This window comes from Arcanobacterium hippocoleae, from assembly GCF_040360365.1.
Classification (GTDB): domain Bacteria; phylum Actinomycetota; class Actinomycetes; order Actinomycetales; family Actinomycetaceae; genus Arcanobacterium_A; species Arcanobacterium_A hippocoleae_A.
The window spans coordinates 2,005,768-2,027,682 of the sequence record NZ_CP136412.1 but is presented as its reverse complement, the minus strand read 5'-3'; the positions used below and the strand labels follow the sequence as shown (position 1 = coordinate 2,027,682).

Sequence of the window (21,915 nt, the reverse complement as noted above, 5' to 3'; positions counted from 1 at the left end):
TAATTTTTATTGCAACTATCCTATATCTGCGTTATCTGAAATTTTTTCGCGTTCAAAGAGTGAAATTAATATTAATTCCCGGAACAAAATTTTCGTGGGATTTCTGCAAACTTAAACAGTTAAACGTCATCTGCTCTGCAGAAATAGCATATTCAGCAGGCTGCCGAAAGCGGACGCGCTGAATTTAATACCGTTTTTCTGCTGTCCAAAGTTGAGTTTGATACGGTAATTTTACCAAATCGCCTGCTCCGTATCCGAGTTCGTCATAAAGGTAGAAACGCAAGTTGTTTTGCATTTTTTGGCGATTTTCCAAACTCGACTTAAGCCAAGATGTGCGGGTGGTTCCAAGCTGCAGTATTTCTTCAACTGTAAGTTCGTCAGTCCAGGTTTCCAGATTGAGCTGAGGTTTGAAAAAATCACGGGTGAGCTGCGGCGGTTTCGCAATCTTTTGGACATCACCTGAACGCATAATCCGTGTAAGCTGCAGTACCCATGGTACAGATACATCGAGTTGATTGTAGAATATTCCTATTTTTCCATGCGGACGTAAAATTCGTGCGGCTTCTCGGCTTGCTGCGGGTGCATCAAGCCAGTGCCAGCATTGTCCGTAAGTTATGCAATCAAATATTCTACGCGGAAGTGTGGTTTCTTCCGCAATTGCGGTAATAAATTTTTCACGTGGAAAATATGGTAAAACTTGAAAAAAGGCTTTCGCAAATTCTGCAGCTGGTTCAAGTGCCCATATTTTTTTGTGCGGGAATACAACTGTGCGGTAAGTTTTCCAGTTCCTGCCCCAACATCTAAAACTGTGGAATCGGAATTAATTTCAAGAGAATCAATCAATGATTCAGGATATTGCGGGCGTACGTCAATATACGCCTGCCGCGCAGCTCCGATATGGGTATATGGGTTGTTTTTATTCAAGCGTGAAACCAATCTTTGTATAACGCAAGTTTGAATCAAATTTCCGGAATGTGTTATTACAAGGCACAGGCGAATAAAAAAATGTAAACAAAAAAATATATTCTGCTGTTTGAGCACTGCAAATAAAGGTGTAACTTGGAAACCTGATATTCGCAATATGACCAGCTTTAAAAAACAGATTTTTGTTTTTGTGTTGTTTTAAAGCCTTAACCCTGTTTTTTGTGGGTTAAGGCTTTAAAATTGTTTTTTGGTTTGGTGACGGCGGTTTCCTACTCTCCCACTCCCTCGCGGGGGCAGTACCATTGGCGTTGGTAGGCTTAGCTTCCAGGTTCGGGATGGATGCTGGGCGTTTCCCTACCGCTATGACCACCGTCAAAGCTTTGGAGTAACAACATGAGAACAAGTCTTCTTGTGTGTTGTGTTTTTGCTGTATGTGTGTGTTTTTTACTGGTTGTGGTGGTCCAGATATGTATAGCAGACGCGAGGACAAAATGTTTATGATTTATTGTTTTTAAGTGATCGGTCATTAGTACCAGTCAGCTCTACACACGTTACCATGCTTCCACTTCTGGCCTATCAACCCGGTAGTCTGCCGGGGACCTTTCAACACTAATGTGTCCGGGAGAATTTATCTTGAAGCAGGCTTCCCACTTAGATGCTTTCAGCGGTTATCCTTCCCGAACGTAGCTAACCAGCCATGCACCTGGCGGTACAACTGGCACACCAGAGGTTCGTCCATCCCGGTCCTCTCGTACTAGGGACAGCCCTTCTCAATTCTCCAACGCGCGCAGAGGATAGGGACCGAACTGTCTCACGACGTTCTGAACCCAGCTCGCGTGCCGCTTTAATGGGCGAACAGCCCAACCCTTGGGACCTACTCCAGCCCCAGGATGCGACGAGCCGACATCGAGGTGCCAAACCATGCCGTCGATATGAACTCTTGGGCAGGATCAGCCTGTTATCCCCGGGGTACCTTTTATCCGTTGAGCGACGGCGCTTCCACAAGCCACCGCCGGATCACTAGTTCCTACTTTCGTACCTGCTCGACCTGTCGGTCTCACAGTCAAGCTCCCTTGTACACTTACACTCAACACCTGATTGCCAACCAGGCTGAGGGAACCTTTGAGCGCCTCCGTTACATTTTAGGAGGCAACCGCCCCAGTTAAACTACCCACCAGGCACTGTCCCTGAACCAGATCATGGTCCAAGGTTAGACATCCAGCACGATCAGAGTGGTATTTCAACAATGACTCCACACTAACTAGCGTCAATGCTTCAAAGTCTCCCACCTATCCTACACAAACCGTACCAAACACCAATACCAAGCTATAGTAAAGGTCCCGGGGTCTTTCCGTCCTTCTGCGCGTAACGAGCATCTTTACTCGTAATGCAATTTCACCGAGTTCGCGGTTGAGACAGTGGAGAAGTCGTTACGCCATTCGTGCAGGTCGGAACTTACCCGACAAGGAATTTCGCTACCTTAGGATGGTTATAGTTACCACCGCCGTTTACTGGGGCTTAAATTCTCAGCTTCACCCAAAAAAGGGTTAACCAGTCCTCTTAACCTTCCAGCACCGGGCAGGCGTCAGTCCGTATACATCCACTTACGTGTTCGCACAGACCTATGTTTTTGATAAACAGTCGCTTCTCCCTGGTTTGTGCCACCATCAACCCTAGCCCGTAAAAGAGCTTCAAGTCTCTGGTCCTCCTTCTTCCAAAGTTACGGAGGTATTTTGCCGAGTTCCTTAACCACGATTCACTCGAACGCCTTAGTATACTCTACTCGACCACCTGTGTCGGTTTAGGGTACGGGCGGCTAGAACCTAACGTCGAGGCTTTTCTTGGCACCACAGGATCACCCTACTTCCCGTAAAAACGGTCATCATCCAGCCTCACCCACAAAGTCTCCCGGATTTACCTAAGAAACGGGCTGCGCTGTTAAACGTGGCAAGCCATAAGCCACGCGGAAGCTACCACTGTGCGTCACCCCTGTTAACACGCTTGCCTACAACAAGATCAGTTCCCACGCGCACCAAAACTCTCAACCCAAAAGGAAGAAAGCCAGGATTGGATGGTTAGTATCACAAGCTTCAGCACGGACGGTTCTTCGCCGGTACCAGAATAACAACTGGTTGCCCATCGACTACGCCTGTCGGCCTCGCCTTAGGACCCGACTAACCCAGGGCGGAACAACCTGGCCCTGGAACCCTTGGTCATACGGCGGAGGGGATTCCCACCCCTCATTCGTTACTCATGCCTGAATTCTCACTCGCACACAATCCACAACACAATCACTTGGCTGCTTCACCTCATGCACGACGCTCCCCTACCCAACAATAAAAAATTGCTGCCACGGTTTCGGCGGTGTACTTAGCCCCGCTACATTGTCGGCGCAGAATCACTTGACCAGTGAGCTATTACGCACTCTTTCAAGGATGGCTGCTTCTAAGCCAACCTCCTGGTTGTCACAGCAACTCCACATCCTTTCCCACTCAGCACACGCTTAGGGGCCTTAACCGATGATCTGGGCTGTTTCCTCTCGACTACGGAGCTTATCCCCCGCAGTCTCACTGCCACGCTAAACTTAAACCGGCATTCGGAGTTTGGCTGACCTCAGTACCCCGATAAGGGCCATCAGCCATCCAGTAGCTCTACCTCCAGCAAGCAAACGCAACGCTGCACCTAAATGCATTTCGGGGAGAACCAGCTATCACGGAGTTTGATTGGCCTTTCACCCCTACCCACAGCTCATCCCCTCCATTTTCAACTGAAGTGGGTTCGCGCCTCCACACGCTCTTACACGTGCTTCACACTGGCCATGGGTAGATCACCCCGCTTCGGGTCTAGAACATGCAACTAAACGCTTTTTAAAACTCGCTTTCGCTACGACTCCCCACACGGGTTAACCTCGCTACATGCCACTAACTCTCAGGCTCATTCTTCAAAAGGCACGCCATCACCCCCACCAAGAAGGCTCTGACGGATTGTAAGCGTCCGGTTTCAGGTACTATTTCACTCCCTCCCGGGGTACTTTTCACCATTCCCTCACGGTACTAATCCACTATCGGTCACGCACAGTATTTAGGCTTACAAAGTGGTCTTTGCAGATTCACACGAAATTTCACGAGTCCCGTGCTACTTGGGAAAACACGCCAACAAGACCAAAACATTTCAACTACACGACTATCACGCTCTACGGTAAGACTTCCCAGCCTTTTCATCTATGCCCTGGTTTTATAACTCGCCAGACCCTTATCGGAAGGTCTAAGACGGTCCCACAACCCCGAGTATGCAACGCCCGATGCTATCACACACACCCGGTTTAGCCTCCTACGCTTTCGCTCGCCACTACTAACGCAATATCTTTTCCTGCGGGTACTAAGATGTTTCACTTCCCCGCGTTACCCCCAAACACCCTATACATTCAGATGCCGGTAACTGGACACAACTCCAGCCAGGTTCCCCCATTCAGAAATCCTCGGATCACAGCTCGTTTGCCAACTCCCCGAGGCATATCGCAGGCTACAACGTCTTTCATCGGCCATGCGTGCCAAGGCATCCACCGAACGCCCTTAAACACTTACAAAACAAAAAACAATTAAATCAAAAAACATAAAAACATGCTTCTTCAACAAACCAAAGATGCTCGCGTCCACTATACAATTCTCAACCACCAAACCAACACCAAACCAACAAACACCAAAAAGCATCCATCAGCCCAGGCAGCAAAAACCAGGTGTTACCCCGAAACCCAACAGCATGCCAACCAAAAACAATGACGCCCACAAAAAGAAAACCAAAACCCTGAACAAAAATCCAAAGCCGGCCACCAAACTAGACAAAAACAGCGACCAAAAGGCTCCCTAGAAAGGAGGTGATCCAGCCGCACCTTCCGGTACGGCTACCTTGTTACGACTTCGTCCCAATCGCTAATCCCACCTTCGACCGCTCCCCCAAAAGTTAGGCCACGGGCTTCGGGTGTTACCAACTTTCGTGACGTGACGGGCGGTGTGTACAAGGCCCGAGAACGTATTCACCGCAGCGTTGCTGATCTGCGATTACTAGCGACTCCGACTTCATGGGGTCGAGTTGCAGACCCCAATCCGAACTGAGACTGGCTTTAAGGGATCCGCTCAACCTCACGGAATCGCATCCCTCTGTACCAGCCATTGTAGCATGCGTGAAGCCCAAGACATAAGGGGCATGATGATTTGACGTCATCCCCACCTTCCTCCGAGTTAACCCCGGCAGTCTCTCGTGAGTCCCCACCATAACGTGCTGGCAACACAAGACAAGGGTTGCGCTCGTTGCGGGACTTAACCCAACATCTCACGACACGAGCTGACGACAACCATGCACCACCTGTACACCACCCCGAAGGCCACACTATCTCTAGCATGTCGCAGTGTATGTCAAGCCTTGGTAAGGTTCTTCGCGTTGCATCGAATTAATCCGCATGCTCCGCCGCTTGTGCGGGCCCCCGTCAATTCCTTTGAGTTTTAACCTTGCGGCCGTACTCCCCAGGCGGGGCACTTAATGCGTTAGCTACGGCGCAGAACCCGTGGAAAGGCCCCACACCTAGTGCCCAACGTTTACGGCATGGACTACCAGGGTATCTAATCCTGTTCGCTCCCCATGCTTTCGCTCCTCAGCGTCAGTAACAGCCCAGTAACCTGCCTTCGCCATCGGTGTTCCTCCTGATATCTGCGCATTCCACCGCTACACCAGGAATTCCAGTTACCCCTACCGCACTCTAGCCTGCCCGTACCCACTGCAGCCCCGGAGTTAAGCCCCGGTCTTACACAGCAGACGCGACAAACCGCCTACGAGCTCTTTACGCCCAATAATTCCGGACAACGCTCGCGCCCTACGTATTACCGCGGCTGCTGGCACGTAGTTAGCCGGCGCTTCTTCTGCACATACCGTCACTTACGCTTCTTCTGTACTGAAAGGAGTTTACAACCCGAAAGCCTTCATCCCCCACGCGGCGTCGCTGCATCAGACTTGCGTCCATTGTGCAATATTCCCCACTGCTGCCTCCCGTAGGAGTCTGGGCCGTATCTCAGTCCCAATGTGACCGGTCACCCTCTCAGGCCGGCTACCCGTCGAAGCCTTGGTAGGCCATCACCCCACCAACAAGCTGATAGGCCGTGAGCCCATCCCCCACCAGAAACCCTTTCCAACAAAAACCATGCGGTTAAAGCAGAATATCCAGTATTAGACCCCGTTTCCAAGGCTTATCCCAGAGAAGAGGGCAGGTTACTCACGTATTACTCACCCGTTCGCCACTAATCCACAAAAGAAAACTTTCCGCTTCATCGTTCGACTTGCATGTGTTAAGCACGCCGCCAGCGTTCGTCCTGAGCCAGGATCAAACTCTCCAAACAAAAACCAAACACCCAAAAAGGCATCCAATCCATAAAAGGAAAGCCCGAAAACAGACTCAACAAAAACCAGAACAATCTGGCAAAACAAAAACCCAACCAAAAAATCAGCCAGGCAAAAACAATCAACCAACCAAAAACACAAACCCCAAAAAGAGCCCACATCAAAAGCCAGTCAACCAAAAACATCATCATAAAAAGCTGACACACTATTGAGATTCCAAACAACACACCAACACCCAAACAACCACCCCAAAACCAGGACAGCCATCCAAAGCAGCAACCCAACCAAGCCTACCAACCCAACCAACAAAAGTCAAATCAAAACCCAGTCAGACACATCACAAAAACAACAATCACAACCACTCAAGCAGCAAAACCACCATCACAGCCAATCACCATCGCCCTCGCAACGAATAAATACTCTACACACAAACAAACCAAAACACCAAACCAAAACAACATGACCCCCACCACATATTTTTTAAGAAAATTTCAATCCCGGAAAACCTTGTAAATACGCCGTTTTATCGAGTCATAAAAATTAGCAGCCCCAGCCAAAGTGACTGGGGCTACAGAAAAGGTTATTTTTTCAAGTCCTAACTAAGCGAAACACTTTCAGCAAATCCGATTCTCCGCAGCATAAATAAATCCTCCGACAAACCGAAATTGCAATCATCCACCCGTTAAACCTTTCAAAATTATGCGGCAATAAAATAGATCACAATAATGAAACCTATTCTTCCTTTTCGAACGCACCCTTAATTGCCTCTGCAACGTGATACGCCATATCAGGATGGAACACACCAGGCACAATGTAATTCGAATTCAGCTGATCAGGTTCAACTTCATCCGCAATCGCACGCGCAGCCACCGAAAGCAAATCAATATCGATTGACTTTGCGCGAAGATCAAGCAGCCCGCGGAAAAGCCCCGGGAATACAAGCACGTTATTAATCTGATTCGGAAAATCCGAACGCCCAGTAGCAACAACTTTCGCGTACTTTGCTGCCGCAATCGGGTCAACTTCCGGAGTCGGGTTCGCCATCGCAAAAACGATTGCATCAGACGCCATAGTCCCAATATCTTCCGGATCTAAGATATTTCCTGAAGAAACACCAATAAATACATCTGCGCCGACTAAAACTTCTTTCAGCGACCCTTCAACATTACGCGGATTAGTATTCTCAGCCAGCCACTGGCGATCCGGATCATTCTCCTGACGGAAACTCCCCAGCGCACCTGCGCGGCCGCAGCCGATAATGTCTTTTGCACCTTCCTTAATCAAGAGCCGGATAATTGCATTACCCGCCGCTCCCACACCGGAAACCACAATTTTCACATCTTCGATTTTCTTGCCAACAACCTTTAACGCATTAAACAGCGCCGCAAGAGTTACGACGGCAGTGCCGTGCTGGTCGTCATGGAAGACAGGAATATCAAGTTCCGCCCGCAGCCGCCGCTCGATTTCAAAACAACGCGGAGCAGAAATATCTTCAAGATTAATTCCGCCGAATCCTGGAGAAATCGCTTTCACAATCGAGATAATTTCTTCAGTATCTTTCGTATCAAGACAAATCGGCCAAGCATCCACATTTGCAAAATTTTTGAAAAGCGCAGCTTTCCTTCCATCACCGGCATTGCCGCTTCCGGACCAATATCTCCAAGCCCAAGTACTGCTGTACCGTCCGTCACTACTGCAACCGTATTTCGTTTTGATGTAAACTTATACGCTTTTTCTTTATTTTCCTGAATCACTTCACATATGCGCGCCACTCCCGGCGTATAAATCCGGCCTAAATCCTGACGTGTCTTTAACGGACGCCGCAAACCGATTTCAATCTTCCCGCCAAGATGCACTTGCGCAACAGCGTCGTGAAGACCAAGAACGGACACATCATCCTGATTCTCCAAACGATCACGAATCAATTTCGCATGCGCCAAATCATCACAGTAGGTCGTAACGTCAACCGTGATATGATGCGCACTCGTTTTCACAGTGTCAACACCATAAACGAGAGCGCCGTATTGGGTAATTAATTTGATTAATTCCGGCGTGGCTTGAGATTCAAAAGGAATCTTACAGCGCATAGTTACTGAATAAGAGGGGACGACATTTTTCATTATTTATTTACTCGCTCCAAAATTAGCTCGCGGGCGCGGGCTGCATCTGCTTTTCCATGGGTAGCCTTCATAACGGCTCCAACAATTGCGCCGGCTCGCCTGCAGCTTGCCGTCGCGAATCTTTTGCACAACATCAGGCTGTGCTTCGAGGGCGGTATCAATAATTGCAAGCAGTTCATCGTCGTTTGAGACAATCTCAAGACCGCGCGCCGCCACAACTTCACTTGGATTTCCCTCACCTGCAAGTACACCTTCAAGAGCTTGCCGCGCCAGCTTGTCAGTAAGTTTACCGTTTACCACAAGCTGATCCAGCTCAGCTACTTGCGCGATTGTAACGGGCACAGAATCTAGCTCGAGCTCGTTATCTTTTGCGTACCGCGCTAACTCGCCCATCCACCATTTTCGAGCGCCAGCTGCCGTAGCTCCGGCTTTTACAGTGTCTTCAATGATTCCTAACGCGCCAGCATTAACGATATCGCGCATCTCCAAATCGGAGATATTCCATTCTTCCTTTAACCGTTTACGTTTTACTGCCGGAAGCTCAGGAAGCGCGGCACGAATCTCTGCTACCCACTCACGGCTCGGCGCAAGCGGAACAAGATCTGGTTCCGGGAAGTAACGGTAATCGTCCGCATCAGACTTGATTCGGCCCGGCAAAGTAGTTCCGTCCGATTCCTGCCAGTGCCGTGTTTCCTGCAATACTGACTTACCGGATTCAAGTACGGCAGCCTGCCGGCACATTTCAAATTCGACCGCCTTTGCAATCGACCGGAAAGAATTCACATTTTTGGTCTCGGTCCGAGTACCAAGCGGCGAATCCGGACTCTTGCGCAGTGAAACATTCACATCCGCCCGGACGTTTCCCCGCTCCATTCGTGCTTCCGACACCCCAATTGCACGGGCAATATCACGAATCGCCTGCACGTAGGCGGCAGCAACTTCCGGCGCACGCGCACCGGCACCTTCAATCGGCCGGGTTACAATTTCGACCAGCGGCACACCGGCGCGGTTGTAATCAACAAGCGAATGATCCGCACCTTGAATTCGCCCGGCACCGCCGACGTGCGTATTCTTTCCCGCATCCTCTTCAACGTGGGCGCGTTCGATATTTACACGGAATACCGTGCCGTCGCTCAACTCCACATCAAGATATCCGTCGGATGCAATTGGCTCATCTGACTGGGAAGTTTGAAAGTTCTTACACAAATCCGGATAGAAGTAATTCTTCCGGGCAAAACGGCAAGATTCAGCAATGCTGCAGTTCAACGCCAGACCGAGACGAATTGCGAATTCAATTGCTTTTTTATTAACGACGGGAAGCGCACCAGGAAGCCCCAGCGACACCGGCGTGACGAAAGTATTTGGTTCGCCTCCGAAAGCATTTGGAGCAGCATCAAACATTTTCGTTTCTGTACCGAGTTCGACGTGCACTTCAAGACCAAGAACCGGATCATAATTCTTTACAACATCTGCATATTCCATAAGTTCATCCATTATTCAGCCACCTCCAGCTTCGCTGCCGGGCACCGCGCACCTGCGGGATCAGCCACGGCCTCTACCATTGCCGCATATTCATACATCCGCGCATCTTGATGTGTCGGAGCAATCACTTGCACTCCCACCGGTAAGCCTTCCGAAAGACCTCCGGGGACGCTCATTGCCGGTGCGCCAGCAAGATTTGCCGGAATTGTTGCAATATCGTTGATGTACATTGCCATCGGGTCTGCTTTTGCCCCGAACGGGAATGCAACCACCGGAGAGGTTGGGGAAATCAGCACGTCGCATTGTTCAAATGCAGCTGCGAAATCGCGCTGTACCAGCGTGCGTACTTTCTGTGCCGAACCATAGTAAGCGTCAAAATATCCTGCCGAAAGGACGTGAGTGCCGAGAATAATCCGGCGTTTCGCTTCCGCACCAAAGTTCGCTTCACGGGTGGCGCTCATCATTGTCTCAGCCGTAATCGGACCAGACTGCGGGAGAACTCGATTCCCGTAACGTACGCCGTCGAATCGGGCAAGATTCGAAGAAACTTCCGCCGGCATGATTAAGTAGTATGCCGCGAGTGCGTGTTCGAACGACGGGCATGAAACTTCCGCTATCTGTGCACCGCGCGCTGCAAGCTGGGCGCGGATCTGCTCGAAAACAGCAATCACACCCGGCTCATATCCGCCAGTGATGAGTTCCTTGACAACGCCGAAGCGTTTACCCGCCAAATCAGAAGCAGAACCGGCAGCAGCAACACCAGTATGTAAATCTAAATCCTTTTCCGGAAGTGAAGTGGAATCAAAAGGATCGTATGCCGAGAGAATTTCCTGCAATGCTGCTGCGTCTGCCACTGAACGGGCAACCGGACCGACCTGATCAAGTGATGACGCCATTGCAACTACACCGTATCGGGAAATCTTACCGTAAGTCGGTTTCGCTCCGACCGTCCCAGTGACGGAGGATGGCTGCCGGATTGAACCGCCAGTATCGGTACCCAGCGCCCACGGAGCAAGATATGCACTGACGGCAGCTGCAGATCCGCCGCCTGAACCGCCGGGAATCCGGTTGGTATCCCACGGGTTCCGAGTTGGACCGAATGCCGAGTGTTCCGTTGAAGAACCCATTGCGAATTCGTCCATATTCGTATGCCCGAGAATCGGCAAACGCGCTTGGCGGATTCGAGTCACAACAGTGGCATCATATGGGGGTTTCCATCCTTCAAGCATCCGCGAACCGCACGTTGTTGGGATACCGCGCTGGCAGATATTATCTTTGATTGCCACTGGCACGCCAGCGAACGGCGGAAGAGTATTTCCGGCCTCCCGATCGGCATCGACAGACTTTGCTTCCGCAAGCGCGCCGTCGGCATCGATGTACAGGTATGCATTCAGCACCGGATTCAATGCTGAAATTTGGTCGAGAAAAGCTTGAGTCAGTGTTACCGCAGTGACTTTTCCGCTGCGCAAAAGCGCGGCAAGCTCGTGTGCACTTTTCCGACATAGTTCTTGATTCGTCGTCATAGTGATGATTTATTCCTTAAAATCCTGAAAATTACGTAATATTACGCAAAATTGAAGCTGCTAAAATATCTGTTAATTCCGATTTTTGCGTTTCAGCACGCTACTCTTCACCCAAAATAGATGGCACCATAAACTTTCCATCTTCAGATTCGGGAGCACCGGCAAGAACCTCTGCACGGTCAATTCCCGCTCCTACGACGTCTTCCCGCCAAACGTTCGTGAGCGGAATCGGGTGTGACGTTGCCGGAATATCATTTGAAACAACTTCGGAAACCTTTGCTACAGAATCGGAGATTACACCAAGCTCATCGGCAAACTGCTCAATTTCCGCTTCTGTCAAGGCAATACGCGCCAGGTCAGCTACACGCCGAACCTCTTCTTTACTAAATGTCGACATATTTTAAGTGTAACGCCTACCGTTCAAATGCACCGAACCAGACCACGAAGTGAGCACTTGGACTGGAAATCCGGCTGCCGCATTTTCCGCGCAAAAATACTCTGGTATCTCCGTGATTAGCAGTGTATCGGTTAAACTAGACGGCATGAACACCCGCGAAAAAATCACTGACCGTATCATTAACCGGCTTAGCCAGGGCAAGGATGCCGTAACGAAAAAACGGATCCAAAAGGCAATTCGGCTCGGGGCAGGCGGTGTTTTACTCACACAAGCTTCTGCGATTGCTGCTGTCACCGCAATTGATATCCGGCGCAAATACCGTCATCCGCCAAAAAATTCTTTTCCTTATTGCGAACCGCAGCATTTGCGTACACCAAGGGGCGATATCACCGTATACACCTATGGCGCGCATCTTTATCAGGCACAGTTAAAAGCGATTCGCGAGGCAAAGCACCATATTTATTTCGAAATTTTCATTATGAAAGCGGATAAAATCGGCAAAGCGTACCGCAAAGCTCTAATCGCAGCAGCCAAACGCGGCGTGGAAGTGTATATCATCATCGACACGTGGGGAAACCTGAATCAGCCGCCAAGTTTCCGGCACTATCCGGATTTGCCGCATCTGCACGTGATTCGCTTCCCTTTGATTCGGCCCGGTATTCTCACTGGAAATCCGCGCCAGAAAGGGCGCGATCACCGCAAAATTCTCTGTATCGACGGCAATGTTGGTTTTGTCGGAGGGTACAATATCGGCAAAATTTATGAGAAACAATGGCGGGATACACATATTCAGCTAACTGGTTCGCAAGTGTGGGAACTGGAAAATGCGTTTACCGACATGTGGAATATGTACCGCTCGCACCGCCGCCATCCGGAAATTCCAGATAGCGGCGCCAGTTATTGGAATCCGGAAGTACGCGCAGCGGCGAACACTCCCGCATTTAACTCATATCCGGTACGCGGACTCTACCTTGAGTCGATTAATCGTGCTGCGAAACGAATCTGGATTACGATGGGATATTTCATCCCAGATGAAGGTCTGCGCAATTCTCTGAAACAGGCTGCACGCCGCGGCGTAGATGTCCGGATTTTACTGCCGCGGTATTCGAATCATATCGTTGCTGATTGGGTTGGACGGCCCTATTACACTGAACTGCTGCAATCCGGGGTTCGGATTTTCTGGTTCAAAGATGCGATGGTACACGCCAAAACAATGACCGCTGACGGAGCTTGGAGCACTGTGGGCACCACGAATATTGATCGGCTTTCGATGTCTGGGAATTTCGAGATTAACCTCGAAATATTCAGCAGCGAGATGGCTTCTCTAATGGAGGAAATATTCCGTGTGGATTTGAGCAACTCAGTAGAAGTTACGCTTGAGCGTTGGGAAAACCGCAGCCGGATTGCCAAGCTTGGCGAGAGAATTTTGCGCCCGCTCGGACCGCTGCTCTAGTACCGTTTTGCACCGATTTACTGGAATTATTCGATAGCTATCCGGCATATTTTCCCGTCTTTAGCAATTCGATAAACTGGGCTTCATTCAATGTTGGAATCCCAAGCGCCTGCGCCTTTTGCTCCTTTGAACCGGCATTTTCACCAACAATCACATAATCCGTCTTTTTTGAAACTGAACTCGTTGCCTTACCGCCGTGCGCTTCAATCGTTTCTTTTACTGAATCGCGCGTAAAATTCGCTAATGTTCCAGTTGCAACGACGGTCTTTCCTGCGAGTGTCGGCAAAAGAGAGGGTTGTGATTCGCCGGAATCTGCTGCTTCATCAGCGAAACGCACTCCTGCCTCACGCCAAGCATGGAGAATTTCCTGATGCCAATCAACTTCCAGCCAGTCGCGTATTGATCCGGCGATAATTTCTCCCACTCCCGGAACTTCCGAAAGTTCTTCCGCGCTTGCTGCTTCAATTGCTGCAAGCGAGCCGAATTGCGTGCAAGTGCCTTTGCCGCCACTGGTCCAACATGCCGAATGTTGAGTGCTACAAGCTGCCGCCAAAGCTCTTTCGATTTTGCTTTCGCAAGTTCTGCAAGCATTGTCATTACATTCTTTAACGGTTCCGATACTGTAACGACGGTATCCGCGGTTGTGTCAATTTTTGGTTTCGTCCAAGCAGCACGAAGATAACGATAATTACCGGTTCGCTTGCCGCCCTCGCGAATCTCTTGCCACTGCCAGATGTTCTGTAAATCTTCTGCCCGCAAATCAAAAATACCGGCTTCCGAGCTTAATACTGGTTTTTGTACTGCCGGAATTCCCAATTTTTTGGCGACGGCAGGCGGAACAATATGCTGCTGGTCAACGATTGCACCGTCTGAATCAATTACGCCAAGTTCAATCAGCTCTTGCCGCGTGCATTGAATTTCCTGATAAAGTTCATCGCCCGAAAGGGATGAGTAATTTTCAATCCGAAGTTTCCGGCCCTGTGCAAAGGCAAGGAGCGCATCTTCACGCAGCCGGTCAGGATCAGCAAGCCAAATGCCGGTCTCGTCGCCCAGCGCTTCGACATCGAGTGCGCCGCGCGAGCCGATATGCACAATTCTCTGGGAGAGCTGTGCCGGGCAGGAACGTGTATTTTCGCACCGAAGATCCACGTCGCCGGCTTTTGCCGGACGAATCTTTCCTCCGCACACCGGGCAGTGCCGCGGCATCGCAAAATTTCGTTCCGAACCATCGCGTGCAGCCCTAACTGGGCCGACAATTTCCGGAATCACATCGCCGGCTTTGCGTAAAATTACAAGGTCGCCGATTTTTACTCCCTTCCGTTTTACCTCAGTCGGGTTATGTAAGGTGGCTTGCGCAACAGTGGATCCGTCAACGAGTACTGGTTCCATTACCGCATAGGAGTTACACGTCCGGTACGTCCAACCTGCACTCGAATATCAATCAGCCGAGTCTGTACTTCGGTTGGCGGGAATTTGAATGCGACCGCCCACTTCGGGACACGGGTAGTGTATCCAAGATCGGATTGTATCCGGCGATTTTCAATCTTAATCACAACTCCGTCGAATTCGTGTACAAGAGTAAATCGTTCATGCTGGTATTTATCGAGAAAAGCTTCTATTTCGGGCAGTGTTTGGAGGATCTCAGTGTGCTCCGATACTGGTATCCCCCATTCTTTGAACTGCGTATAAACGTTCTCTTGCAGTTCGAAACGCTGCACCAGCTCTGCCGAGGCGCCTTCAAGCGCACCGATTCCATGAGCGATGAAACCAAGGGCGCGAATTGCGAATCCCGTGTTGTCATCTTGACGGAGCGAACCTGCCGCAGCATTGCGCGGGTTCGCGAAAGTCTTCAACTTTGATTCAGCGCGAATTTTTGGAAGCAGCGCACGCTGCTGATCTGGCGGAAGTTTTTGATTCTCGGCACGGATTTGTTTATTCGCTTTGCGGATTCTTTCGTTTTCAATCCGAATCTCAGATTTTCGTGCTTCAATTTCAGCGTTGCGTTTCGTTACAAGCGTGTTAAATTCACGAAATTTTTCAATCGGGAAGAACACTTCACCGCGAATTTCCACAAGCTCCGGGATATTATCTCCAGCTAGTTTCACTGGGATATCAGCAATTGCGAGTGCATTTTTTGTAACATCTTCACCGGTAATCCCGTCGCCGCGGGTAGCTGCCGTTTCCAGTTCTCCTTTCCGATAGGTCAGGTTCAGTGCAAGCCCATCGATTTTTACTTCGACGGTGAATTTCGTGTTATCGGGAATGGATTTTTGATATTCGCATACCAATCGCGTAATTCTTCACGGGAGAAAACGTCTTGCAGCGAGTAAAGCCGTTCGCGGTGAGTAAGCTCACGGGCAGCACCTTTTGTTGGTTTCGCACCGACTTTCATTGTCGGTGAGGTTGCTTTCCAAAGTTTCGGATATCTGTCTTCGAGCACACGCAGTTCGTGAATTAATCGATCATATTCAGCATCGACCATTAACGGCTCGCCGCCTAAATGGTAGGCTTTTTGTGCTTGCGTCAGCTGTGCTGCAAGTTCGTTCCAGCGATTCGCTGCGGTTTCCAGCTCTTTCCGAGTTTCACTTTCATTTTCCACTTTTCTATCATCTCATGTTTGCCCGATTCATTCAGAAAATACTTCTGAAGTTTTTTATTTCTTTAAACATGTGCCGAAACATGTAACGATTTTGGAAACTCTTTTCTCAGCGCGGCAGTGTTGTTTAATGCCGGAGAATCAAATTTTCCCAGCTTTTCCCTTGGTTGAAGGTGCTCTTTCCGCTGGTTTGAAAGAATAATGCGGCAAACATCGGAAAAGCACCGCGATTTTGCCAGTTACCTCCGGTATTGTGTTTTACATGAATCTTGGGCAAAAAATTCAGGCGAATCGCGAACAGCTTCCGCTGGACGTGCTCTTTGCTTTGCTTGCGTTTATCCTTTGGCTTTTAACTTTCAGTACGGCAGCTGAATCGTTGGGGCTGATTGGCGAAATCACACTTGCCGTATCCGGCATAGTTTGCTGTTTCGCTTTCGCTTTCCGCTCTGAATTCCCAAATACGAGCACGATTGTAATCTATTCAACACTTTTAGTTCGTTATCTGCTTTTCCCAACAGCGCTTCTTCCGGCCGATTTGTGCCTGATACTCGCGCTTTACTATGTTTCTGTTCACGGTACTCCTCCGGCGCGGATTGCGAGTTTTATCGGTGCCTTGATTGGCGGAGCTTTGCTCTCACTTCCGTTCTTCATCTCCGAATTGAGTCTTAACTCGGTTGTTTATTTACTTCTCGGAGAAACATTAATCGTGATTACAGTTACTTTTGGCAGTTTGAAACGGCTGCGGAACGAACAGCGCGCAACTTTGCAAAAACATGAACTGGCACATGCACGGGACGAAATCCGCAATGCCGACTTAGCAGTTGCCGCAGAACGCACCCGGATTGCACGGGAGATGCATGATATTGTGGCGCACACTCTTTCGGTGGTGATTGCGCAAGCCGACGGCGGCAAATATGCGGCGCAAACAAATCCGCAAGCTGCAGCAGTAGCGCTGGAAACGATTTCTGAAATGTCGCGTGCAGCTTTGAAAGATATCCGTTCAATCATCGGGGTATTGCGCGATCCAACGGATAATGCGAAACAGCTTCAGCCGCAGCCGATTGACAATGATATCGAAACACTCGTCGCCAAAATAAAGGAATCAGGTACACCCATTTCCTATATTCGGATTGGGCAGCCGCAAGCGCTTCCGGTCGGTCTCGGAAATGCACTTTTCCGTATTTGCCAGGAATCGCTCACAAACGCCTTAAAGCACGCAGGTCCGAACGCTTCGATTGCTGTAATTTTAAGTTGGGAAGGAACCCATATATCACTAAAAGTGATTGACGACGGCCGCGGAGCCGCCACTAGAAACGACGGTCAGGGACATGGGATTATTGGAATGCGTGAGCGGGCAGCACTTTTTGGCGGCACGATTGAAGCCGGGGCGCGGGCTGAAGGCGGTTTTCGAGTAAAAGCCTTAATTCCAATCGGTAAAGCAGCAAATAAGCAGCTTTCGCAGGCTGCTGCGGAACAGGAACGCATATGAACAGGGAAGAAAATCTGCCGGAACTGAAACAAAATTATGAGAAGCAGTGTCGAAAGCTGATAAGGAGTGTTTAACCCGAAATGTCTAACTTTTCAAATAGTGTTGAACCGAATAAAACTACCGGAACTGAATCTGAGATTATTCGCGTTGCGATCGTTGACGACCAAGCGCTCGTGCGGTCTGGTCTCACTATGGTGATTGATTCACAAAATGATATGCAGGTTGTAGCAGAAGCCGGCGACGGAGTACAGGCGCTTAATCGTTTAGCGCTAATTCCGGCTGATGTGGTGTTAATGGATGTCCGCATGCCCACGCTGGATGGGCTGGCAGCCACCAGACAAATCACCGAAACCGACTTTGAACATGGCGTGAAACCAAAGATTATCATTCTGACAACATTCGATTTGGACGAATACGTAATGAGTGCGATCGAAGCCGGCGCTTCAGGATTCTTACTGAAAGATGCGCCGCCCAACGATATGATTTCCGCAATTCGGACCGTATACAAAGGCGATGCGGTAATTGCGCCTTCCTCGACGAAGCGTCTCGTCGCACACCTCGCAGCTAGCAGTGAATTGCATCGTCTCATCAATCCGCAGCTCCTTGAAGGTCTCTCTGAACGTGAACTCCAAGTCCTTAAGCTTGCAGCACGCGGACGCTCCAATACTGAAATCGCTGCAGAGCTTTATCTTGCTGAAGCCACAATAAAGACGCATATTGGGAGAATTTTTGCAAAACTTGGGGTCCGAGACCGAGTCCAAGCAGTTGTGCTGGCATTTCAAGCCGGTCTCGTAAAACCTGGAGAAATTGACTGATGCAAAAACGGTTCCGTATTTGATAATCACATTTAATAATTCTGAGTCTCATGGAAAAGAATTTAGTTTAGTTCGGATTGATAATGAATAAGGAAGATACCACAGATACTGCAGTGCAAAAGACATTCCAGCAATAAACGCAGATGGAGTATCGAAAACTGAAGTTTCTCCCCGCGGCAGAGGGGTTTTGATTCGGAACGCAAACTTCTCATTGAAACAGGGAACAATCGGAGCACTCTTTGGTTTCTCCGGATCCGGGAAAAGAGTTTTGCTCGAAATAATTGCCGGATTAAGCAAAGCAGATAGCGGCACTGTGTTTATCTTCGGCACTGAAATGACGGCGCTTTTGCCTGCGCAGCAGCAAAAACTCCGTCGGGAAAAAGTATCAATCATCTTTGAATCTACGAATCTGATTGAAGATTTACGGATAAAACAGAACCTTGAATTATCTTTTATGCTGGCAAATAAGCCGATTGATCCGGGTGAATTCGCAAAAGTTGTAACACTGTTTGGGATTAATGATTTACTCGGTAACTATCCGGAAGAAATTTCACTCTTTGAGGAGCGGAAAGTCGCTCTTGCCCGTGCAGTGTTAACAAAAATCCGCTGCTGCTTGTTTTCCAGCCAAGCAGCAATATTGCACAGAAAGAGCAGCAAGAACTCCTTTCTTTACTGCAGCTTGCCTGCCACGAGTATGGAATCACAATTTTGTTCACTACCGATTTTCCGCACGCAGCAAGCATTGCCGATACCGTGTATTTAATGCGCGATTCACAGCTGGTTGGGGAAATCGCTAACCCGACATCCCGCGCAATCCTATTCGCAATCGAAGCGCTCGAGTCTTAAGGCGGAGAAGCAAATATGCTGAATCTGATTCAAGAACTTTGCGCCCGTTCTTGGCGTCAATATCTGAGTTCAATCCTCGCTTTAATTGTCGCAGCGATTTTTATCTTTCTCCAAATGACGGCACCGGCGTATCTGAAAGCAAGCTTGGAAAAATCGGTAGCAAAAACAATAGCCGGAGCAGATGCGCTCGTAGTCGAATCAGCTCTTCCGCGCGATGAAGTAATAAGACGGCTAAAAGATTTACCCGAAATTGTGAGTGCCGAAGCAAATACTGCGGTTACGCTCCAAGCAGTTTCGGGAAACGTGCGGTTACCGCAACCGCATATTCACAAACTCCGGATAATATCAGCGCATTGACATTGAGTGCGGGAAAAATCCCGACGCAAACTAATGAGATTATCCTCAGCGCAGCAACCGCAAAAGAACTGAATATCGATGTGGGGGCACGAATCAGTCTGATTTGGGAAAAAGTAAGCGCCCACAAAACAACCGAAGTGCTTGTTGCTGGAATTTCAAAGCGCAGCCCATTTGCGCAAGAACCGAAGCGCTTTGAACTTTTTCTCCAAACCTCACCGCATTCTATACACCTTCCGCGGCTGACCAGCAGATAAACGCAAACAATTACGTGGGAGTGAAAGGGAATGGCACTCTCAGCGAGAAGGAACTATTAGCAAAAATCGCTGCAGCGGCCGAAGGCACAGCCGTCGAAAAATCCCGCCTGTATCAACTTGAATATCAAGATCAAAAAGATTCTACAGATTATCTCGAATCTTCAATTCATTGGCTTTTCAATATCCCGACATTTTTGTGTGTTTTTGTGCTGCTCATCAGTATCCGCAGAATTGTGCATACGAGAAAATCTATGCGCGATATTTTTGAGAGCATGGGCTTTTCATGGCGAAAACTCGCATTGATTATCAGCGGCGAAATATTGCTTTTTACACTTATTAGCACTGGCATTGGGGTCGCGCTCGGCCGTGCCTTTTCTGTTTTGCTGATTTCCTATTTGAATACACTGCCGGTTAGTAAATTCACCGCAGATATGATTCCAACCCATGTGTCACAATTTCTTCTCACTTTTGCAGCAACAATATTGCTGGCATTATTGGCAATCGGATACATGATTATTAACCTGCAGGCCGTCACGCGAAAAGCGAAGTCAGACTCTTCAACGTTAAAATCAGCAGTTGAAATACCGGAAGTATTGCAAAGCGACGGCGTCCGCCGAAATACTCACCGGAATTTTCTCAGCAAAGTGTTTATTTCACGCGACGCAAAAACACAGAACGAAATGCTGCCGCTTGAGCTATTACTTGTGGCTTTCATTATTTCCATCAATATCTATTATGTGGTGATTATTCCGGAAAATTTGCTTCGGATAGCTGCGATTGGAGCAGAACTGGAAAATCTTCGTCATCTCACTACAGTGACAATAGTTGTGCTTGTCGGAATACTGCTTTTTATCGTATTACGAAAATTAATACCGCTGCTTTTACAGCTGTTTACAAAAAATCTCGCAGCTGCCGCGAATCACGCATCCGACCCAGTTCCTCAACACGTTGGATGTAAACTTTTCAGCACTATTTGTGGTTGGTATCAGCGCCGCAGTTTTAGCGCTTTCTACGACGACGCGTATCGCAGATTTCAGTTATGGGATTGCAAATAGCCAGGAAGCTCCCTACGATATTTCGGCGGAACGAGCAGCACAATCAGACAGCGGCGGAGAGCCGCGCTCTGATCTGGAAATTCTCCGGATGCTGAAAAGTGAACCATGTGTAGAAAACGTAATTGGATTGCACTCGTTTTCGGCGAACATTCTACAGAATGAAAATCCGCTGGTCGATAGTGTTCCGTTTCTCATCGCCGAACAAGAGTTAAAAGATTTCATTGAACCGATTTCGAATATTCATATCCCCGATATCCAACCGGGCACACTGCTTTTACCCGAAAGCCATGCATGGATTAGCGCAAACACGGATACCCGGATTCAGCTCGCTGTGAGCGATCCGCACAGCACTGATAACGACGGCAGCAATTCCGATTCGCATCACTTCTCCAATGGAAAAAATCCGAAAATATCTGATGTTGCATTCAAACTAGCGTTCGCAGATGTGCCTTGGCCGTTAATTTCGCCAATGGATGCGGCAAAATTATTTCCGGCATCCAACCCTGAAAACGGGTCATTCGGCGAACTGAAAACTGAATTAGCTCAGGCGGAAATCGGTTCTGCCGCTGTTTTCTGGATAAAATTAACCGAAAACGGCAAGAACCGTCTTGCGCACAGCTATACGAAATTACTTCACAGCCAAACGGATTCAGCTGATTTAAGTTTTACATTAGCCACAAGACCAACACCGCTAATTGCACATAACCATATCTCCACTGTAATCACGGTAGTTCTGCTGATTTTTACCTTGCTTTTTACTTTGCTGAATCTGGCTAAGTCTTGTATCACTGCGATTAGATCTTCGCAAAAACAGCTGCGGCTCATATTTACACTTGGAATTTCTCAACGGCAAATCCGCCAGTCAATAATGTTCCACACATTAGGCATTACCGCACTTGCCGCAGCAATCGGCGCATTAGTCGGAATCAAATCCGGCTTGTTAATGGCACAGCGATTTATCGGTGAACTTCCGCGAAACTATATTTTCACCTTGCCGTGGGATTTGGCCGGACTAGTAATTTTATTTTCTACTATGTCTGTGAGTGTATCTATTTGGCTGAAACTTGCCGCTGCGGCGCCTAATACCGAACTATTAACTCCCGAAACTGCCAGCACCGTTCGAAACAGCAAAAGATAAGATGCTGCAGGCGCTAACATATTTGAAAACATAGCCGCGGGATATAGCTGCAAAGGTTGAAAAAGTCCACCTTGCTGA

General features: G+C 48.8%; 14 protein-coding genes, 3 rRNA genes and 5 pseudogenes. 8 read left to right on the top strand and 14 right to left on the bottom strand.

What is annotated here, in order from left to right:
• Positions 1-184: 184 nt before the first annotated feature.
• The 9 genes and pseudogenes from RQN30_RS10495 to gatC form a co-directional block, all read right to left on the bottom strand.
• Entirely contained in the window at positions 185-469 is a 285-nt protein-coding gene (locus RQN30_RS10495; RefSeq protein WP_353060436.1) for a hypothetical protein, read from the bottom strand.
• A 72-nt stretch (positions 470-541) separates the two neighbouring features.
• Positions 542-745 (bottom strand): annotated as a pseudogene (locus RQN30_RS10490) (methyltransferase domain-containing protein); the annotation flags it as partial.
• Between the two features lie 435 nt (positions 746-1,180).
• Positions 1,181-1,298, bottom strand: a 5S ribosomal RNA gene (gene rrf, locus RQN30_RS10485).
• A 133-nt stretch (positions 1,299-1,431) separates the two neighbouring features.
• Positions 1,432-4,510, bottom strand: a 23S ribosomal RNA gene (locus RQN30_RS10480).
• A 281-nt stretch (positions 4,511-4,791) separates the two neighbouring features.
• A 16S ribosomal RNA gene (locus RQN30_RS10475) occupies positions 4,792-6,311 on the bottom strand.
• Together the 16S, 23S and 5S rRNA genes form the textbook arrangement of a ribosomal RNA operon.
• Positions 6,312-7,044: 733 nt before the next feature.
• Positions 7,045-8,432 (bottom strand): annotated as a pseudogene (locus tag RQN30_RS10470) (NAD(P)-dependent malic enzyme).
• Positions 8,432-9,926, bottom strand: a pseudogene (gene gatB, locus RQN30_RS10465) (Asp-tRNA(Asn)/Glu-tRNA(Gln) amidotransferase subunit GatB). Before gatB ends, RQN30_RS10470 begins: the two co-directional pseudogenes overlap by 1 nt.
• The gene (gatA, locus tag RQN30_RS10460) at positions 9,926-11,437 is read right to left on the bottom strand and encodes an Asp-tRNA(Asn)/Glu-tRNA(Gln) amidotransferase subunit GatA (RefSeq protein WP_353060435.1); all 1,512 of its coding nucleotides are present in this window, start codon (positions 11,435-11,437) and stop codon (positions 9,926-9,928) included. Before gatA ends, gatB begins: the two are co-directional and overlap by 1 nt.
• 100 nt (positions 11,438-11,537) lie before the next feature.
• On the bottom strand, positions 11,538-11,834 hold the full coding sequence (gatC, locus tag RQN30_RS10455; RefSeq protein ID WP_353060434.1) for an Asp-tRNA(Asn)/Glu-tRNA(Gln) amidotransferase subunit GatC: 297 nt from the start codon (positions 11,832-11,834) through the stop codon (positions 11,538-11,540).
• A 49-nt stretch (positions 11,835-11,883) separates the two neighbouring features.
• Between gatC and RQN30_RS10450 the strand changes: the two genes are divergently transcribed.
• Positions 11,884-13,287: a phospholipase D-like domain-containing protein gene (locus RQN30_RS10450; RefSeq protein WP_353060432.1), complete on the top strand. Its 1,404-nt coding sequence runs from the start codon at positions 11,884-11,886 to the stop codon at positions 13,285-13,287.
• Between the two features lie 37 nt (positions 13,288-13,324).
• Here the strand turns inward: RQN30_RS10450 and RQN30_RS10445 are convergent, their stop codons facing one another.
• From RQN30_RS10445 to RQN30_RS12625, 5 genes and pseudogenes are all read right to left on the bottom strand, one after another.
• A complete protein-coding gene (locus RQN30_RS10445; protein WP_353061841.1) occupies positions 13,325-13,573 on the bottom strand; it encodes a BRCT domain-containing protein in 249 nt (82 codons plus the stop codon).
• 135 nt (positions 13,574-13,708) lie between these two features.
• Positions 13,709-13,840, bottom strand: a pseudogene (locus RQN30_RS10440) (hypothetical protein); the annotation flags it as partial.
• Between the two features lie 596 nt (positions 13,841-14,436).
• Positions 14,437-14,676, bottom strand: a pseudogene (locus tag RQN30_RS10435) (hypothetical protein); the annotation flags it as partial.
• Positions 14,676-15,575, bottom strand: a complete 900-nt coding sequence (locus RQN30_RS10430) for a hypothetical protein (RefSeq protein ID WP_491608673.1) — start codon at positions 15,573-15,575, stop codon at positions 14,676-14,678. The gene RQN30_RS10430 and the pseudogene RQN30_RS10435, both read right to left, overlap by 1 nt.
• Entirely contained in the window at positions 15,518-15,886 is a 369-nt protein-coding gene (locus RQN30_RS12625; protein WP_491608672.1) for a DNA ligase LigA-related protein, read from the bottom strand. Before RQN30_RS12625 ends, RQN30_RS10430 begins: the two co-directional genes overlap by 58 nt.
• A gap of 259 nt (positions 15,887-16,145) precedes the next feature.
• Here RQN30_RS12625 and RQN30_RS10425 point away from each other — a divergent pair, with 259 nt between their 5' ends.
• The 7 genes from RQN30_RS10425 (at position 16,146) to RQN30_RS10395 (ending at position 21,837) form a co-directional block, all read left to right on the top strand.
• Entirely contained in the window at positions 16,146-17,372 is a 1,227-nt protein-coding gene (locus RQN30_RS10425; RefSeq protein WP_353060431.1) for a sensor histidine kinase, read from the top strand.
• 80 nt (positions 17,373-17,452) lie between these two features.
• The gene (locus tag RQN30_RS10420; RefSeq protein WP_353060430.1) at positions 17,453-18,187 is read left to right on the top strand and encodes a response regulator; all 735 of its coding nucleotides are present in this window, start codon (positions 17,453-17,455) and stop codon (positions 18,185-18,187) included.
• A 187-nt stretch (positions 18,188-18,374) separates the two neighbouring features.
• Positions 18,375-18,950 carry an ATP-binding cassette domain-containing protein gene (locus RQN30_RS10415; protein ID WP_353060429.1) on the top strand — a complete coding sequence of 192 codons (576 nt, stop codon included), beginning with the start codon at positions 18,375-18,377 and terminating at the stop codon, positions 18,948-18,950.
• Positions 18,951-19,048: 98 nt separating this feature from the next.
• Complete coding sequence (locus RQN30_RS10410) at positions 19,049-19,390, top strand: hypothetical protein (protein WP_353060428.1); 342 nt, start codon at positions 19,049-19,051, stop codon at positions 19,388-19,390.
• Positions 19,391-19,392: 2 nt separating this feature from the next.
• Entirely contained in the window at positions 19,393-19,644 is a 252-nt protein-coding gene (locus tag RQN30_RS10405) for a hypothetical protein (protein WP_353060427.1), read from the top strand.
• 20 nt (positions 19,645-19,664) lie between these two features.
• Positions 19,665-20,699, top strand: coding sequence for an FtsX-like permease family protein (locus tag RQN30_RS10400; RefSeq protein ID WP_353060425.1), 1,035 nt, complete (start codon positions 19,665-19,667; stop codon positions 20,697-20,699).
• Positions 20,620-21,837, top strand: a complete 1,218-nt coding sequence (locus RQN30_RS10395; protein WP_353060424.1) for an FtsX-like permease family protein — start codon at positions 20,620-20,622, stop codon at positions 21,835-21,837. Before RQN30_RS10400 ends, RQN30_RS10395 begins: the two co-directional genes overlap by 80 nt.
• The last annotated feature ends 78 nt before the right edge of the window (positions 21,838-21,915 follow it).